Consider the following 16,340-nt stretch of genomic DNA (forward strand, 5'->3'; position numbering starts at 1 on the left):
TACGGCATGAATACCGAACCGCGCGCCGGCATCAACCGCCGCGGCTGGCTTTCTTGCGCTCGTGTTCCTTGAGCCAGCGCTTGCGTACGCGCACGTTGGCCGGGGTGATTTCGACGAGTTCGTCGTCGTTGATGAATTCCAGCGCCTGTTCCAGCGTCATGCGGATGGGCGGCGTGAGCACGATGTTCTCGTCGGAGCCGGCCGCGCGCACGTTGGTGAGCTGCTTGGCCTTGAGCACGTTCACGGTGAGATCGTTCTCGCGCGAATGAATACCCACGACCATGCCTTCATAGACCTCGTCGCCGGGCGAGACCATCATCTTGCCGCGATCCTGCAGGTTGAACAGGGCAAAGCCCACGGCCTTGCCGGCGGCATTGGAAATGAGCACGCCGGAATGACGCTGGCCGATGGCATCCGCGCCTTTCGGCCCGTAGTGATCGAACACATGGGTCACGATGCCGGTGCCCGAGGTCAGGCTCATGAACTCGGTCTGAAAACCGATCAAGCCGCGCGAGGGGATCATGAATTCCAGGCGGGTACGGCCGTTGCCGTCGGGCTGCATGTTCTGCAGCTGGCCACGGCGCTGGTTGAGGTTGTCGATGACCGCGCCTTGATGTTCGTCCTCGATATCGCAGATCAGCAGCTCGTAGGGCTCGTGGATTTCGCCGTCGACTTCACGGGTCACCACTTCCGGGCGCGAAACCGACAGCTCGTAGCCTTCGCGGCGCATGGTTTCCAGCAGCACCGACAGGTGCAGCAGGCCACGCCCGGACACCTTGAAGCGATCCGGATCGCTGGTCAGATCCACGCGCATGGCGACGTTGGACTTGAGTTCGCGATAAAGGCGCTCGCGAATCTGGCGCGAGGTGAGGTAGTCGCCGTCCTTGCCGGCCAGCGGCGACTTGTTGACCTCGAAGGTCATGCTCATGGTCGGCTCGTCGACGGTCAGCGCGGGCAGGGCCTCGGGCGCGCTGGTATCGCAGAGCGTGTCGGAAATATCGAGCCCGTCCATGCCGGTCAGCGCGACGATATCGCCGGCCTGCGCCTGATCGACTTCCACCCGGTTAAGGCCGAGAAAGCCGAATACGCCCGCAATCTTGGCGTTGCGCTTGTTGCCTTCGCGATCGACGATGGTGATCTGGGTGGCCGGTTTGATCGCGCCGCGGGCGATACGGCCGATACCGATCTGACCGACGAAGCTGTTGTAGTCCAGCGTGGTGATCTGCATCTGGAACGGGCCGTCGGTCTTGACCGGGGGCGAGGGCACGCGTTCGGTGATGGTGCGAAACAGCGGCTTCATGTCGCCTTCGCGCACGTCGTCTTCGAGGCCGGCATAGCCGCCGAGCGCCGAGGTGTAGACGGTGGGGAAATCCAGCTGTTCGTCGGTGGCACCGAGCGAGTCGAACAGATCGAAGGTCTGGGTCAGCACCCAGTCCGGGCGCGCGCCGTCGCGGTCGATCTTGTTGATCACCACGATCGGCTTCAGGCCCAGCTCGAAGGCCTTTTCGGTCACGAAACGGGTCTGCGGCATGGGGCCGTCGACCGCATCGACGAGCAGCAGCACCGAGTCCACCATCGACAGCACGCGCTCGACTTCGCCGCCGAAGTCGGCATGGCCGGGGGTGTCGACGATGTTAATGCGATAGTTTTCGTTGCTGTCCGGGTCGCGCCATTCGATCGCGGTATTCTTGGACGTAATCGTAATGCCGCGTTCTTTTTCCAGATCGTTGGAATCCATGATCCGATCGGCGACTTCCTCGCGCGCTTCGAAGGTGCCGGACTGGCGAAGCAGGCAGTCCACGAGCGTGGTCTTGCCATGGTCCACGTGGGCGATAATCGCGATATTGCGCAGGTTGTCGATCATAGAGGCCGTGGCCGGTAGAAAATAAAGCGCGCCATTATCCGTGAAGCAGCCGCTCCCCGGCTAGGCCCTGCGCCCCGGCGCCCGCCGATTTTCTTGCACTGCAGCGCGCAATGGCAGCCGCTATCAGCGTTACCGGCGGTTGCGCGTTTTAAGAACATCCGGGCATATGAGCGCGTCAGGCGCGCCCGACCCAATATCGGGACCGATATTGCGCAGCTGCGGCATGCGAAGCCGCCGCAGCCGCACGCACACATGCCTACTTTTGCCGGCCGTGGATAGCTGCATGCGACAATAAGTCGATGAACAATGCCCAGCCCGCGCGCGAGACGCGCTATCTGCAACGCGGCAGCCGGATTTACTGGCGTGCGAATCTGGCGCTGTTCGCAGCCGGCTTCGCGACATTTTCCTCCATGTACGCGGTGCAGCCACTCATGCCCGCATTCGCGCGCGAATTCGATGTCAGCGCGGCGGCGAGCAGTCTGTCGCTGTCGGTGACCACGGGCGTGCTTGCCTTCACGTTATTGCTGGCCGGGCTGATGTCCGAGGCGATCGAGCGCAAGCCGGTGATGATCGCCTCGCTGATCGGCTCGGCCGTGTTGTCGATCGCGGCCGCGCTCGCGCCGGGCTGGGGGTCGCTGCTGGCCGCGCGGGCGCTCGAAGGCGTGGCCCTGGGCGGCGTGCCGGCGTTGGCGATTGCTTATCTATCCGAAGAGATCGCGCCCTCCGATCTGGGCACCGCCACCGGTTTGTATATCGGCGGCACCGCCACCGGCGGCATGGGCGGACGCGTGATCACCGGTTTCATTTCCGAATACGCGGACTGGCGCGTGGCACTCGCCACGATCGGCGTGATCGGCCTGGTTGCGACCGTGCTTTTCTTCTGGTTGCTGCCGCGCTCGCAGAACTTCACCGCCAAGCGCGGCATGTCGCTGGCCCAGCACGCCGGCCCGATTGGTGAACATCTACGCCACAAGGCGTTGCCCTGGGTGTTCGTCTGTGGTTTTTTGTTCATGGGCGCGTTCGTGTCCGTGTACAACTACATCGGCTTTCGCTTGAGCGAAGCCCCGTTTTCGCTCGGCCAGGGCGCGATCGGATCGGTCTTCGTGATCTATATTCTCGGTATTCTCACCTCACCCATTGCTGGGCGCGTGGCCGACAGCGCCGGCCGTCCGCCGGTGTTGCTGTTCGCGATCGTGTGCATGGCCGCCGGGCTGGCCGTGATGTGGCCGGCCAACCTCATTGCCGTGGTGCTGGGCATGGCGTTGCTGACCATCGGTTTCTTTGCCGGACATTCCACCGCCAGCGGTTTTGTCGGCCTGCTCGCCGAACGCGGCAAGGGCCATGCCGCGGGGCTGTATCTGCTGGGCTACTACCTCGGCTCGAGCGTGGTTGGCTCGCTGGGCGGGCTGTTCTGGAGCGCGGCCGGCTGGGCCGGGGTGACACTGATGGTCGCGGTGGTCCTGCTCGCCGGGCTGGCGGTCACGCTTTGGCTGATGCGCTGGCGCCGTTCGAAACGGTAGTTTAAAACCCGCCGCGAAAGGTTTCGTAAAGCAGAAACACGTTGAGTGCGATCACCACACAGGCGATCGCCCAGGCGGCGATGGTCGTGGCGCGGTGGTTGACCAGATCGCCCATGATCTCGCGGTTGGAGCAGAACAGCAGCAACGGAATCAGCGCGAAGGGAATACCGAAGGACAACACCACCTGGCTCATCACCAATGCCGTGGTGGCATCCACGCCCATGCCCAGAATGACCAATGGCGGGGCCATGGTGATCATGCGGCGGGCGAACAACGGAATCTGGCGGGCGATGAAGCCCTGCATCACCACCTGGCCGCTCATGGTGCCTACCGAGGAACTGGAAAAGCCGCTGGCCAGCAGACCGAGACCGAACAAGCCGGCCGCGGTCGGCCCGGCATAGTCACCGAGCTGGGCGAAGGCGCCTTCCAGGGTGGTCACGGGCGTAGTCGCGCCGAAGAACAGCCCGGCCGCCATGACCAGCATGGCGGCATTGATCAGGCCGGCCACGCCCATGGCGATGAGGATATCGATGAACTCGAAGCGAAAGATGCGCCGGCGTTCGCTGGCACTGCGCCCGACCACACGCCGCTGGGTGAGCGCCGAATGCAGGTAGATGACATGCGGCATCACCGTCGCGCCCAGAATACCGGCAGCGAGCATCACGCTATGGCTGCCTTCGAAGCCGGGAATCAGGCCCAGGGCGAGATCGTCCATCGCCGGGTCGGCGACATAGACTTCGTAGGCAAACGACACGATCACCACGCCGACCAGCGCGGTAATGCCGGCTTCGAGCGGGCGAAAACCGCGCCGCTGCAACTCCAGCAGGCCGAAGGAAAACACGCCAGTGATCAGGGCTGCCGGAAACAACGGAATGCCGAATAGCAGGTACAGCCCCAACGCGCCGCCGATGAACTCGGCCAGATCGGTGGCGATGGCGATGATCTCTGCCTGAATCCACAGCGCAATGGTGACCGGCCGCGGAAAACGCGCGCGACAGACTTCCGGCACGTTCTTGCCTGTGGCGATACCAAGCTTGGCCGACATGCTCTGGATGACGATGGCCATGACATTGGCTGCCACTACGACCCACAACAGCAGATAACCGAAGGTGGAGCCCGCCTGGATATTGGTCGCGAAATTGCCGGGGTCGATATATGCCACGGCCGCGATGAAGGCGGGCCCGAGAAACGGCCACAGTCCGCGCAGCCCGCGATGATGGCCATCCAGCGCGGCCTGGGCAGCACGAATGGTGGCCCCTTCGCCGGGCAGCATGTCGGCGGATTGGCTGTGGGGATCGGCGCTCACGCGCTTGCGGTCCAGACGCGTGCAATTCGTGGCATCAATCGAGTATGACTCGAGACTGTAAAACTTAGCATGGGCTGAATTTAGCGATCGCAATCGATGCGGTCAATAGGGAAATGGCTGGCGCCCAGCGGCGCGCACCGTACAATTGCCGTATGCCGCACAATGCCTTATCGCCGTCGCCCGTTTCAGACACCGTGCTCGCCGGGCCAATCCTGCGCCAGGCGCGCCCGCAGCGGCTGGTGCTATGGCTGGCCGTATCGCAGCCGGTGGACTTGGCGCTGGCGTTGTACCGTGACGACGATGGCCGGCGTCAGATCGCCGACGACACGATCGCCCTCGATCGCTACCGGCGCGATCTGCGTATCGGCGAACACGCCTGGCTGGTGTTCATCGATATCGATCTGGCCGCCGCCGGGGTCGATGCGCTGGCCGAAGATACGCCGATCGGCTACGACCTGTTGCTTAACGACGCGCGACATTCGCTGGCCGCACTCGATCCAGGCCTGTGTTATCCGGGCGAGGCGCGCCCGCGCTTTGTCATCAAGACTCGCCTCGACAGCCTGCTGCATGGCTCCTGCCGGCGCCCCCATCATCCGTCGGGCGACGGCATGGCGCGCGCGGATCGCTGGCTGGGCGAGCGCCGCGACGACAGCCGAAGCTGGCCGGTGGCGGTGCTGCTGACCGGCGATCAGATCTATGCCGACGACGTCGCCGGGCCCATGCTGCGCGCGATTCATGCGCTCATCGCCCGGCTGGGGCTATGGCCGGAAACGCTCGAAGGCGCCGTGCTCGACGACAGCGATGCGCTGTATGCCTGTAGTGCCTGCTATTACCGGCGCGACGAATTACTGCCGCAGGAAAAGGTCAACCGCTATCTGCGCGACCGCTTTTTCGGCGGCACGCGCAAACCGGTGTTTACCTCGGCGTCCTCCGGCAACCACCTGATTACGCTTGCCGAAGTGCTGGCGATGTATCTGCTGTGCTGGTCGGACGCGGCCTGGCGCGGACTCGAATACACGCCACCCGCCCTCGATGAGCAGGAGCGCGAACGCTACGACGAAGAGGCTGCGATCATCGAGCGCTTCGTGGCCGAACTGCCGGGCGTGCGCCGGCTCATGGCCAACAGCGTGACCGCCATGATCTTCGACGATCACGACGTCACGGACGACTGGAACCTTACCGGCGAATGGATGGATACCGCCTACGGCCATCCGTTTTCGCGCCGTATCATTGGCAATGCCTTGGTCGCGTATCTGTTATGCCAGGGGTGGGGCAATCGGCCGGAGGTGTTCGAGGACAACGTCTGGCCCAGCGTCGAAGCGTATTACGCCACCCGCGACAATACCGCTCACGACGCGCTCATCGACACGCTGCTGGCCTTTCATCGCTGGGATTTCATGCTCGAAACCGAACCGGGCGTGCTGGTGCTGGATACACGCACCCGGCGCTGGCGGCGTGGGCGCGCGCCGGCCAAGCCCTCGGGGCTGATGGACTGGGAGGCGCTCAGCGACATGCAGACCCAGCTCATGCATCGCGAGAGCGTCGTGATGGTGTCGGCCGCGCCGATTTTCGGCGTCAAGCTCATCGAGAACATCCAACGCGTATTCACCTGGTTCGGCAAGCCATTGATGGTGGACGCCGAAAACTGGATGGCGCACCCGGGCGCGGCCCATACGCTGCTCAACATATTCCGCCACGGCAATACGCCGAAGAATTTCACCATCCTGTCGGGCGATGTGCATTACTCGTTCGTCTACGATGTGACCCTGCGTTTTTCGGCCGCCCGCCAGAAGATCTGGCAGATCACCAGCTCCGGGGTAAAAAACGAATTCCCGCGCAAACTGCTGGATTGGTTCGATCGTCTCAACCGCTGGTTGTATGCGCCGTACTCGCCGCTGAACTGGTTCACCAAGCGTCGGCGTATGCGTATCTATCCGCGTCGGCCGGTGCCGGCCGATCACGGCGAACGGCTGGTGAACGGGGCGGGCATGGGCTATGTACGCTTCAACGACGCCGGCCAGCCCAGCGATATTCGGGAACTGTGTGCCGACGATTCCGATGTGCGCTTCGAAGCCAGCGATCACGAACAGGTATGAGTATTGAACCTCGCGCGTCGTGTGTTGCCGAAGGCCGGGTAATGTCCTGGAAACGAACCACACGATGAGCCGATCGGTATGGCCGCTATGTGCGGTATTCATTCTCGGCGCGCTGCCCGCTAGCGCCTGGGCCCAGAACGCACTCTCGGCACTGGATGCCAACGATGACGGCGCCATTGGTCGTCAGGAGGCCATCGACGGGCAGCGCAAGACTTTCGAACAGCTCGATCGCAACAGCGATGGCCAGCTCGACAAGGACGAACTCGCCGCCAGCCGGGTGCCCGACGACGACCACGCCTCGGCCGACGTGAGACGCGCGCGCCGCAAGGCCATCGCGCGCACCTTCGCCAATCTCGATCGCGATGCCAGCGGCGGTGTCTCACTGGCCGAATACCAGGCCGCGATGACGCCGTATTTCGATGCCCTGGACAGCAATGACGACGGCGTACTCGACGGCGCGGAACTGCGTCGCGCCATCGAAGACGACGATACGCCGGCGAACTAGGCTTTGTGCGTATTGTCCGCGAGCGCGGCCCGCAATGCCTGCGCGCCTTCGCTAAGCGCGGCATCGGCGCCGGCAACCCCGCCCGCGAAGTTCACGAAGCCGTGGATCATCGATGGATGACGCGCGATCCGGGCCTGCACACCCGCGGCCTGGAGTGCCTTGGCATAGTCCTCGCCTTCGTCGCGTAGCGGGTCGAAACCGCCCGTGATCACGATGGCGGGGGCCAGGCCTTCGAGATCGCCGTAGATTGGCGATACCCGCGGGTCGCGGTTGTCGAAGCCGTCCCGGATATAGTGTCCACGAAACCAGTCCATGGACGATTTTTCCAGCAGGAAACCGTCGGCAAAGGTATGGACCGACGCGCGCTCGCGGGCGAAATCGATGGCCGGATAGAACAGCAGCTGAAAACAGGGCGAATGGCGGTCGTCGCGGGTGATCTGGGCGACGACCGCCGATAGATTGCCGCCCGCGCTGTCACCGCCGACCGCCAGACGGTCGGCATCGATGTCCAGTTCCTGCGCACGGCGGGCAATATCGCGAAACGCGGCCACTGCGTCATCGACGCCGGCGGGCGCCGGATGCTCGGGAGCGAGACGATAGTCGACCGCGATCACCACGCAGTTGGCGCGTTCGGCGAGCGCGCGGCATACGCCGTCGTGCGAGGCCAGTGAACCGATTACGAACCCGCCGCCGTGATAGAACACCAGGGCGCCGCCTTTGTGTTCCCCGCGTGCGGGGCGATAAACGCGTGCCGCGCAGGGGCTGTCTGCACCGGCCACGTGAATGTCCTCGCAGGCGACGTGCGCGCGCGTCCGTGGTTCGAGCAGACGCGATTGGGCATCGATGAGCGCGCGCTCGCGATCAATCGCACGTCCGCCCAGCGTGGCATCGCCGCGCAGGCGTTGCAGGCGCAGCAGCATTTGCGTCTGCACATCCAGGGTCTGGCCGTCGCGCACGACCGGCGCGCCGGCGAGAATACGCAGTACCGCGGCAGGCAGTCTGAGCGTGCCGCGGGCGATCGCGCTTTCGATACGCGCCGCCGGAGATCGTCGGGTCATGCTATTCACTCGCAAGCTGATGAGGTCGATACGCTACCGGCACGAAAACTGACCACCGGCGTTGTCAGAATAAGGCATTCTAGCCCAGTACGTGGCGCCATTTCATATGCCCGCATTTGCCTGCCTGCACCGACATGCGCGCTCAGTGCCCACGCGTTTGATGCGCTGTGCACGGAATCTGTGTACGCTTTCCCGCTGAATTTGGGATAGATAACCCATACGGCACCTCGTATCGGCGTAGGCGGGCGTGTTTAGGTTGGCGATAAACAGGGGCGCCCAACCTCCGTAGTGTCCGTTATTCAATTGCGCCTTAAATATTGATTCACTGTCTTATTGCTCTGTGGACTTCAAACGGCCCATGATCGATCTTGAGCTCTTGCAGCATGCCGTGATGGACTCGCGCGACGGCATCACCATCGCCGATGCGCGCGCCGACGACCTGCCGCTGATCTTCGTCAATCCCGCCTTCGAGCGCATGACCGGCTACAGTCATGACGAAGTGGTCGGTCGCAATTGCCGCTTTCTGCAGCGCGGGCGGACCGAAGCGGCACGTAGCGAGCAAATGCGCGCGGCGCTGGCCAAGGGGCAGGGCTTTTCCCAGGTCATTACCAATTACCGCAAGGATGACACGCCGTTCTGGAACGAGTTGAGCGTATCGCCGATTCATAACGAGCACGGCACGGTGACGCATTTCATTGGTTTTCAGAAGGATGTCACCCAGCGCATGTTGCTCGACGAAGAGCTGCGCGCGCGTAATCGCGATCTCGAATCGGCCAAGGAGGCGCTCGAGGAACTGGTCACGCTCGATGCCCTGACCGGGGTCTACAACCGGCGCCACTTCGACGATCGCATGGAGTCGCTGTTCAAGATCTGCCGACGCACGGGCGAATCGCTGGCGGTATTCTTCATCGATATCGATCATTTCAAGGCATTCAACGATCGTTTCGGCCACCAGGCCGGCGACAATGCACTCATCGAGGTCGCCCAGACCCTGGCCGAGAGTTTTCAACGCGGCTCCGATTTTCTGGCGCGCTATGGCGGTGAGGAGTTCGTGGTGGTGGCCTGTGGCATGGAAGCACAACCCGCCCGCGATTTCGCTGATCGGTTGTGCGCGCGCGTGCGCGAGCTGGGCCTCGAAAACCCGGACGCGCCGGGGGACGGACTTACCATCAGTGTCGGTTATACCGTCGTCGTGCCGCATGCGGGCCTCGATGCCCAGGCGGTGGTCGCCGAGGCCGACGAAGCCCTGTTCGCCGCCAAGCATGCCGGCCGGGACCAGGCCTGCGAGGCGACTGCCCGGACACGTCGTCGGGCATCGTCGCCCCGGCATGCGCGACGCGGGCGCAGCCGATAGACGCGTAAGCCGGCAATAATCCGCGAATAAACGCGAAGACACACGAATAGGGCGAAAGATGGGCCGCTCGAAGGCTGGCTGGCCTGCTGTGGTCCATGCGCCATACGACCGCAATTGCTTGGCGTTGATCTGTGTAAGCTGTGTCGATCTGCGGACTTTTCCGGTCGGGAGGGCCAGCAAAGCCATCAATGATGTCGATCGCCCACCCGGGCCATCTCAATCAATCTGCGTAATCGGCGTAATCTGCGGATAAATGGCTTCTTGCGTATGTCTTAAATCCCGCTGCTTTTCTCAAGCAAGCAGGTTGTCCGCAAATGAACGCAAAGACACGCGAATAAGGCGAAAGATAAGCTTCGCGAAGGCTGGCTGGCCTGCTGTGGCCCATGCGCGATACGACCGCAATTGCTTGGCGTTGATCTGTGTGATCTACGTTGATCTGTGGACCTTTGGGTTCGGCCACGGTCAGCAAAGTCAACGCGTTAAGGCCGCCTGCCGGGGCCGCATCAATCAATCCGCGTAATCGGCGTAATCTGCGGATAGATGACTTCTTGCGTAGGTTGTCCGCAAATGAACGCAAAGACACGCAAATAACATAAAAGACGGATCGCTCGACACACGCTTGGTTTGCTGTTTGCGCCGCGTGTCTAGCTGTTTTCTTAACCCATAGCTGCCTTGCGTTCGCGTTTATTGGCGTGCATTCGCGGACTGTTTTTTCAGGTGGAAGACGAAAAACCGCAGATGTCGCCGTACCTGGGCCGACGTCGGCCTGCCGGGTCGTCGACGCCGCGGGCCGCGCTCGTTTCGCCTGCGCGAGCGCAGCCGGCGCGAACGTCGGCGCAGCGATTGAAAACAGCCGACCTTGTCAGCGGTTCTCATGCCGCACTAACGATTGTCGCGGAAGGCGTCGGTCGCCTCGAGCAGCGCATGGCGGTTGCCGGGCTCGAAAGCCGAATGGCCGGCATCGGGGGTGATGCGCAGGTCGGCCTCGGGCCAGGCGCGATGCAGGTCCCAGGCGTTGGCTAGCGGACAGACGACATCGTAGCGGCCGTGCACGATCACGCAGGGAATATCGCGAATACGGTCAATATTCTCGAGTAACTGATCGTCGCGCTCGAAAAAGCCGCCGTGCACGAAGTAGTGGCATTCGATACGCGCAAATGCCAGGGCAAAACGGCTCGCCGCGTTTGCGCTCAGGGCCTCGCTGCTGGCCTTGAGATAGCTCGTCGCGCCTTCCCATACCGACCAGTGACGCGCGGCGTCCAGCCGGGTCTGTTCGTCGTCGCTGGTGAGACGACGATAGTAGGCGCTGATCAAATCACCTCGTTCGCCGACCGGAATATGGTCGCGATAGGGCTCGAAGGCGTCCGGAAACAGGGCGTTTGCGCCCTGCTGGTAGAACCAGAGCATTTCAGCCCGCCGGAGCATGAAGATACCGCGCAGCACGAGTTCGCTGACCCGTTGCGGGTGGCTCTGTGCGTAGGTCAGCGCGAGCGTGGAGCCCCAGGAGCCGCCGAAGACCTGCCAGCGCTCGATGCCCAGATGTTCGCGCAGGCGTTCGATATCGGCGACCAGATGCCAGGTGGTGTTGTCGACCAGGTCGGCATGTGGCGTAGAACGCCCGCAGCCGCGCTGATCGAACAGCACGATGCGGTAATGCGCCGGGTCGAAAAAACGACGGCTGCTGGGACCGGCGCCGCCACCGGGCCCGCCATGCAGGAACACCACCGGCTTGCCCTGCGGGTTGCCGCACTGCTCATAGTAAAGGGTATGCCGGTCGTCCACGGACAGCTGGCCGCTGTCGTAGGGCGCGATTTCGGGATAGAGCGGGCGATAGTCGCTCGGATCGGTTATGGCGGGCATGAGTACGGCGCAATGAAATCCAGCCCACAGGCTATCATCGGCCCCCGCGTTGCGAGCCCGATCAGGGCATGAGTACCAGCGTGGTCGTCGCCGCCAGGCTCGATGCCACGGCCAATGCGAGCAGGGAGAGCGCCAGGCTCCAGCCGATGGTGGCCTGCCAGTTGTCGTAACCGGTCAGGCGCTGTACGAGCAGCGCGTTGGCCGAATAGGGCGTGCCGGCGATGGTCAGCCCCCAGCCGGAAACCATCGCGATGGCCAGGCCCAGCCCCGCGGCCTCGGGCCAGAGCCGGCTCGACAGCCCGCCCGCGAGGGTTACCAGAATCAGCGGATTCATCCCGATCAAGCCGCCGGCAAACAACACCCAGGGCAGGCCGAAGGCGATGGCGGGAAATGCCCAGTCGGGCAGGTCGAAATCGGTATCCAGCCCGGCGGCGACGAAGGCGCTCAGGGTCGCGCCGAGAAACGCCGAACCACAGATGATGGCCAGTTCGTTGCTGATGTTGTCCATGCGTGGCAGCCGTCGCTCACCGGGACTGGCAAGCAGGCCGATCGCGACAACCAGCAGACAACTACAGGTCACAGCCTGCGCATAGGCCAGCCCGAAAAGTGCCCGCGATGCGAAGGTACACACACAGATCAGGCCGATACAGGCGGCAAAGAACAGCCACGACGGCACGACGTGCGGCGGGCGCTGGCGGGCCTGGCCGGGCACCGGCGCGCTCTCGGGTTCACGAAAGAGTGTGCCGGTAATCAAGTAACCCGCGGCCAACGGAAAGGTCAGGCTCAACAGCTGCCAGCCGTGCAGGCCGGGCACCAGGGTGAGGGTGAGTACCACCGCGATCGACAACGGCGAACACACCGATGCCGAGCCAAAGCCGCGCAGCACCGCGCGCGCGGCATTGCGCGCGCCGCCGGAATCGCCGTAGTTGTAGATTTCGCGCCCGATGAGAGTCGAAACCACGCTCACCGAGCCAAAGTTCAACGGCATGGCAAGAAACAGCGTACCGAAGGTAATACTCAGATAGCGGGTGAGCGCGCGCCCGGCAAACAGGTGTTCCGAGATGATCGACAGATGCCGCGAACGCCCGAGCGCGTGCGATAGCAGCATGACCGCAACGACCAGGGCTGCCAGGCGTGTAATAGTCATCAGCCCGGCGCTGAGCAGCTCCGGCTCGACGAGCAGGGCGCCAACGATCGCCACCAGCACCGCGGACACGATCACCCGCGGTATCCGGTTCAGCCCTGGCCAGGCGAGCACGATCGCCAGTATCAGCGCGGGCGCGCCGACGAACCACGCCAGCCGCGGCAGGCCGAGCACGCCGGCGACCAGGGTGAGATAGACCAGCGCGCTGCGCAGGTTGTCGATGCGGCGAGCGTTCATCGTGGCCGTCGGCGCCCCGTGTTCACGCCGCGGGCAACAGCCGCGTGCCGGTCAAGGCCTGCACGTCTTCGAAGCTGTTGTCGCCGAACAGTTCTACCACCCGCGGTCCGTCTTCGGTGATTTCGATCACCGCCAGATCGGTGTAGATACGGCTGACCACGCCCGTGCCGGTCAACGGATAGGTACAGGCATCCAGGATCTTGGGCTCGCCGTCCTTGGTGGTGTGGCGCATGAGCACGTAGACGGTTTTTGCCCCCACCGATAGATCCATCGCACCGCCCACGGCCGGCGGATATTTTTCGTTGTCGGTGGCCCAGTTGGCGAGGTTGCCGTCCGCCGAGACCTGAAAGCCGCCCAGGACCGCGATATCCAGATGGCCGCCACGCATCATGGCGAACGAATCCGCGGTATCGAAATAACAGCCGCCCTTGATCAGGGTGACGTACTGTTTGGCCGCGTTGATCAGGTCCGGGTCTTCGGTGCCGGGCGCTGGCGTGGGGCCCACGCCGAGAATGCCGTTTTCGCTGTGATAGATCACCTCGCGGCCTTCCGGCACGTAGTTGGCGACCATCACCGGCATGCCGATGCCCAGATTCACATAGCTGCCATCGGGGATGTCCTGGGCCAGGCGCTCGGCCATTTGTGCGGGTTCGAGACGGGTCATACGATGCCCTCCTGTGCGACGACGCGATCAACGAAGATGCCGGGCGTAGCCACGCTCTCCGGATCGAGTTCGCCGAGTTCGACGATATGTTCGACTTCGGCGACAGTCAGATCGGCGGCCATCGCCATGACCGGATTGAAGTTGCGACCAGCCGTGTTGTAGGCGAGGTTGCCCCACTTGTCGCCCTTGTGGGCCTTGATCAAGGCCACGTCGGCCTTGAGCGGCGGCTCCAGCACATAGCCCACGCCGTCGATCTCGCGGGTTTCCTTGCCCTCGGCGAGCTTGGTGCCATAGCCGGTGGGGGTGAAGAAACCACCCAGGCCAGCCCCGGCAGCGCGCATGCGCTCGGCAAATGTGCCCTGGGGCATCAGTTCGAGTTCGATCGCGCCTTCTTCATAGAGTTTTTCGAACCAGACCGAACCCTGCGAGCGCGGATAAGTGCACACCACCTTGCGCACCAACCGGTCGCGCAGCAGTGTCGCGATACCGATTTCATGCGAACCGGCATTGTTGGAAATGATGGTGAGCTCGTTGGCACCGTGCAGGCGCAACGCCTCGATGAGTTCGAAGGGAATGCCCGAGCTGCCGAAACCGCCGATCATCACGGCATCGCCGCTCTTGATGCCGGCGATCGCTTCGCGCACGGACGCGACTCGCTTGTCTATCATGTTCTTATACCTTTCAGGAGGAAGCTTTCGCTTGTTGCGCGGCCTGTTCGGCTTGTTTGGCACGGGCCAGGCGTTGCGCATCCTTGGAACCCAGTCGCCCGCCGAGCACCGCATCGGCGATATAAACGCAGACGATGATCGCGATGCCCACCACATCCGACACCCGTTCCGGATAGATCAGGCCGGCGCCGGCCACCAGCACGATCAGCCGCATGACCGGATTGATCGCACCAACCCGGTAGAGATAGCCCTCGAGCGCGGCCGCGACCAGCCAGATGGCGGCCACCGCGGTCACCGTCGACAGCAGGATATGCACCAGATCGCCCTGCAGGATCAGCGCTGGATTGGTGACGAACAGGAAGGGCAACACAAACAGAATGCTGCCCAGGCGCATGGCATAGACGCCGGTACGCCCGGCGTTGGAGCCGGCCACGCCCGCGGCGGTGATCGCGGCCAGGGCGACCGGCGGGGTGATATAGGACAGCATGCCCCAGTAGAGAATGAACAGATGGCTGGCCAGCGGGTTCAGGCCCGCTTCCACCAGCGCCGGCGCCAGCAGAATCGACAGGAAGATATAGCAGGCGCTTACGGTCATGCCCATGCCCAGCACAAAGCTGGTAATCGCACCCGCGGCCAGCATCAACGGGATACTGCCGTCGGCATAGAGCAGCAGCTCGCGCGAGAAGGCACCGGCCACGCCGGTATACGACAGCCCGCCCACGACCAGGCCGATGCCGGCCAGAATCGAGACCAGACTGGCCACGCTGCTGGTGAGATTGAGCAGCAGGTATTGCATGCGTGCCCAGTTCAGCCGATGGCTGCGTTTGAATACCGCAATCACCAGCAAGATGATGGTCGCGTAGTAGGGCGCATAGGCGTCCAGACGCATGACCAGCAGCATGTAGATGAGCATCGCGAGGCTGAACAGGTAGGGCCAGCCCTGCTTGAGCGTATCGACCACGCGTGGGATTTCGGATTCCGGCATGCCGATGAGCCCGCGCCGCGCGGCGTAGGCATCGACCTGGAACAGCAGCGCCAGATAGAACAGCAGCGCGGGCAAAAAGGCCGCAACCATCACATCGGCATATGGCACGTTCAAAAACGACGCCATGATGAATGCCACCGCGCCCATGACGGGTGGCATGAGGGTACCGCCGGTCGACGCACAGGCTTCGATCGCGCCGGCGTAATGGGCCGGATAGCCCGACTTCTTCATGGTCGGAATCGTGATCGGGCCCGTAGTGAGGATATTCGAGATCACACTGCCCGACAGACTGCCCATGATGCCGCTCGAGAGCACCGCGACCTTGGCCGGGCCGCCGCGGCTGCGCCCCATCAGCGCCATGGCGAAATCCATGAAGAAATCGCCGCCGCCGGTCACCGTCAATGCCGCGCCGAAGACCACGAAGCCGATGATCAGATTGGCGACCACCTGCATGGGAATGCCGATCACCGATTCCACGCCCAGCACGTGAGCGCGCAGGGTTTCGCCAAAGCCGTACTGGGTACCCCAGAGAAAGCCGGGCATGTGATCGGCGAATAGCGGGTAACAGCCGAACAGCAGCGCTACGAGCACCAGAATCAGGCCGCCGCATCGACGCGTGCCTTCGAGAATGAGTGCCAGCATCACACCGGAGGCCACCGTGGCCTCGATCGGGGCGCTGAAATCCCAGCCCTGCTGGATGATCTCGAGGCCGTGCAGGCCCAGATAGACCGCGGGCACGATGGCGATCACGGCCAGCGCCCAGTCATACAACGGCACGCCGCTTTTGGCGCCGGACCAGGCCGGGAAGTAGAGGAAGGTCGCGGCCAGAAACAGGCCGATCAGGTAATAGAGAAACGAGTTGCCCAACGGCTGAAAGCCGAACAGACCCAGGGTGAAGGTCTGATTGATGGTGAGCAGCAGACCGAGGGTGCCCAGCGCCATGACGGTCCAGTAGGAGACACCGCGCAGGCGGCTGGCTTCCTTGTCCGTTTCCAGGCTGATCTCGGTGGCCGACGGCGTATTTGTGGCCATGGCGACCTCTTCGGAGTTCGGTGAACGTGAAACGAAAAACCGGCCGG

At 63.4% G+C, this 16,340-nt stretch carries 12 protein-coding genes; 4 read left to right on the forward strand and 8 right to left on the reverse strand.

Features of this window, described 5'->3' with window-relative positions:
• Positions 1 to 31 precede the first annotated feature (31 nt).
• A complete protein-coding gene (typA, locus tag T5B8_RS10670) occupies positions 32 to 1,864 on the reverse strand; it encodes a translational GTPase TypA (protein WP_353178597.1) in 1,833 nt (610 codons plus the stop codon).
• Positions 1,865 to 2,163: 299 nt separating this feature from the next.
• Between typA and T5B8_RS10675 the strand changes: the two genes are divergently transcribed.
• On the forward strand, positions 2,164 to 3,384 hold the full coding sequence (locus T5B8_RS10675; protein ID WP_353178598.1) for an MFS transporter: 1,221 nt from the start codon (positions 2,164 to 2,166) through the stop codon (positions 3,382 to 3,384).
• Position 3,385: 1 nt separating this feature from the next.
• Here the strand turns inward: T5B8_RS10675 and T5B8_RS10680 are convergent, their stop codons facing one another.
• Positions 3,386 to 4,657: an Nramp family divalent metal transporter gene (locus tag T5B8_RS10680; RefSeq protein ID WP_353178680.1), complete on the reverse strand. Its 1,272-nt coding sequence runs from the start codon at positions 4,655 to 4,657 to the stop codon at positions 3,386 to 3,388.
• A gap of 185 nt (positions 4,658 to 4,842) precedes the next feature.
• On the opposite strand from T5B8_RS10680, the gene T5B8_RS10685 reads away from it, so the two are divergent.
• Entirely contained in the window at positions 4,843 to 6,786 is a 1,944-nt protein-coding gene (locus T5B8_RS10685) for a metallophosphoesterase family protein (RefSeq protein ID WP_353178600.1), read from the forward strand.
• Between the two features lie 64 nt (positions 6,787 to 6,850).
• On the forward strand, positions 6,851 to 7,291 hold the full coding sequence (locus T5B8_RS10690; RefSeq protein ID WP_353178601.1) for an EF-hand domain-containing protein: 441 nt from the start codon (positions 6,851 to 6,853) through the stop codon (positions 7,289 to 7,291).
• Here the strand turns inward: T5B8_RS10690 and T5B8_RS10695 are convergent.
• Entirely contained in the window at positions 7,288 to 8,349 is a 1,062-nt protein-coding gene (locus T5B8_RS10695) for an alpha/beta hydrolase (RefSeq protein ID WP_353178603.1), read from the reverse strand. The genes T5B8_RS10690 and T5B8_RS10695 overlap by 4 nt on opposite strands.
• Positions 8,350 to 8,707: 358 nt before the next feature.
• On the opposite strand from T5B8_RS10695, the gene T5B8_RS10700 reads away from it, so the two are divergent.
• Positions 8,708 to 9,703, forward strand: a complete 996-nt coding sequence (locus T5B8_RS10700; protein WP_353178605.1) for a diguanylate cyclase — start codon at positions 8,708 to 8,710, stop codon at positions 9,701 to 9,703.
• A gap of 882 nt (positions 9,704 to 10,585) precedes the next feature.
• Here T5B8_RS10700 and pip read toward each other — a convergent pair.
• The 5 genes from pip to T5B8_RS10725 all read right to left on the reverse strand — a co-directional run bounded on the left by pip (position 10,586) and on the right by T5B8_RS10725 (position 16,293).
• On the reverse strand, positions 10,586 to 11,563 hold the full coding sequence (gene pip / locus T5B8_RS10705; protein WP_353178607.1) for a prolyl aminopeptidase: 978 nt from the start codon (positions 11,561 to 11,563) through the stop codon (positions 10,586 to 10,588).
• A 61-nt stretch (positions 11,564 to 11,624) separates the two neighbouring features.
• A complete protein-coding gene (locus T5B8_RS10710; protein WP_353178609.1) occupies positions 11,625 to 12,944 on the reverse strand; it encodes a hypothetical protein in 1,320 nt (439 codons plus the stop codon).
• A 22-nt stretch (positions 12,945 to 12,966) separates the two neighbouring features.
• Positions 12,967 to 13,608 (reverse strand): 3-oxoacid CoA-transferase subunit B, encoded by a 642-nt coding sequence (locus T5B8_RS10715; RefSeq protein ID WP_353178611.1) that lies wholly within the window; start codon positions 13,606 to 13,608, stop codon positions 12,967 to 12,969.
• The gene (locus T5B8_RS10720) at positions 13,605 to 14,276 is read right to left on the reverse strand and encodes a 3-oxoacid CoA-transferase subunit A (protein ID WP_353178612.1); all 672 of its coding nucleotides are present in this window, start codon (positions 14,274 to 14,276) and stop codon (positions 13,605 to 13,607) included. Before T5B8_RS10720 ends, T5B8_RS10715 begins: the two co-directional genes overlap by 4 nt.
• A 13-nt stretch (positions 14,277 to 14,289) precedes the next feature.
• A complete protein-coding gene (locus tag T5B8_RS10725; protein ID WP_353178614.1) occupies positions 14,290 to 16,293 on the reverse strand; it encodes a TRAP transporter permease in 2,004 nt (667 codons plus the stop codon).
• Between the last annotated feature and the right edge of the window lie 47 nt (positions 16,294 to 16,340).

The organism is Salinisphaera sp. T5B8 (assembly GCF_040361255.1).
Taxonomy (GTDB): Bacteria; Pseudomonadota; Gammaproteobacteria; order Nevskiales; family Salinisphaeraceae; genus Salinisphaera.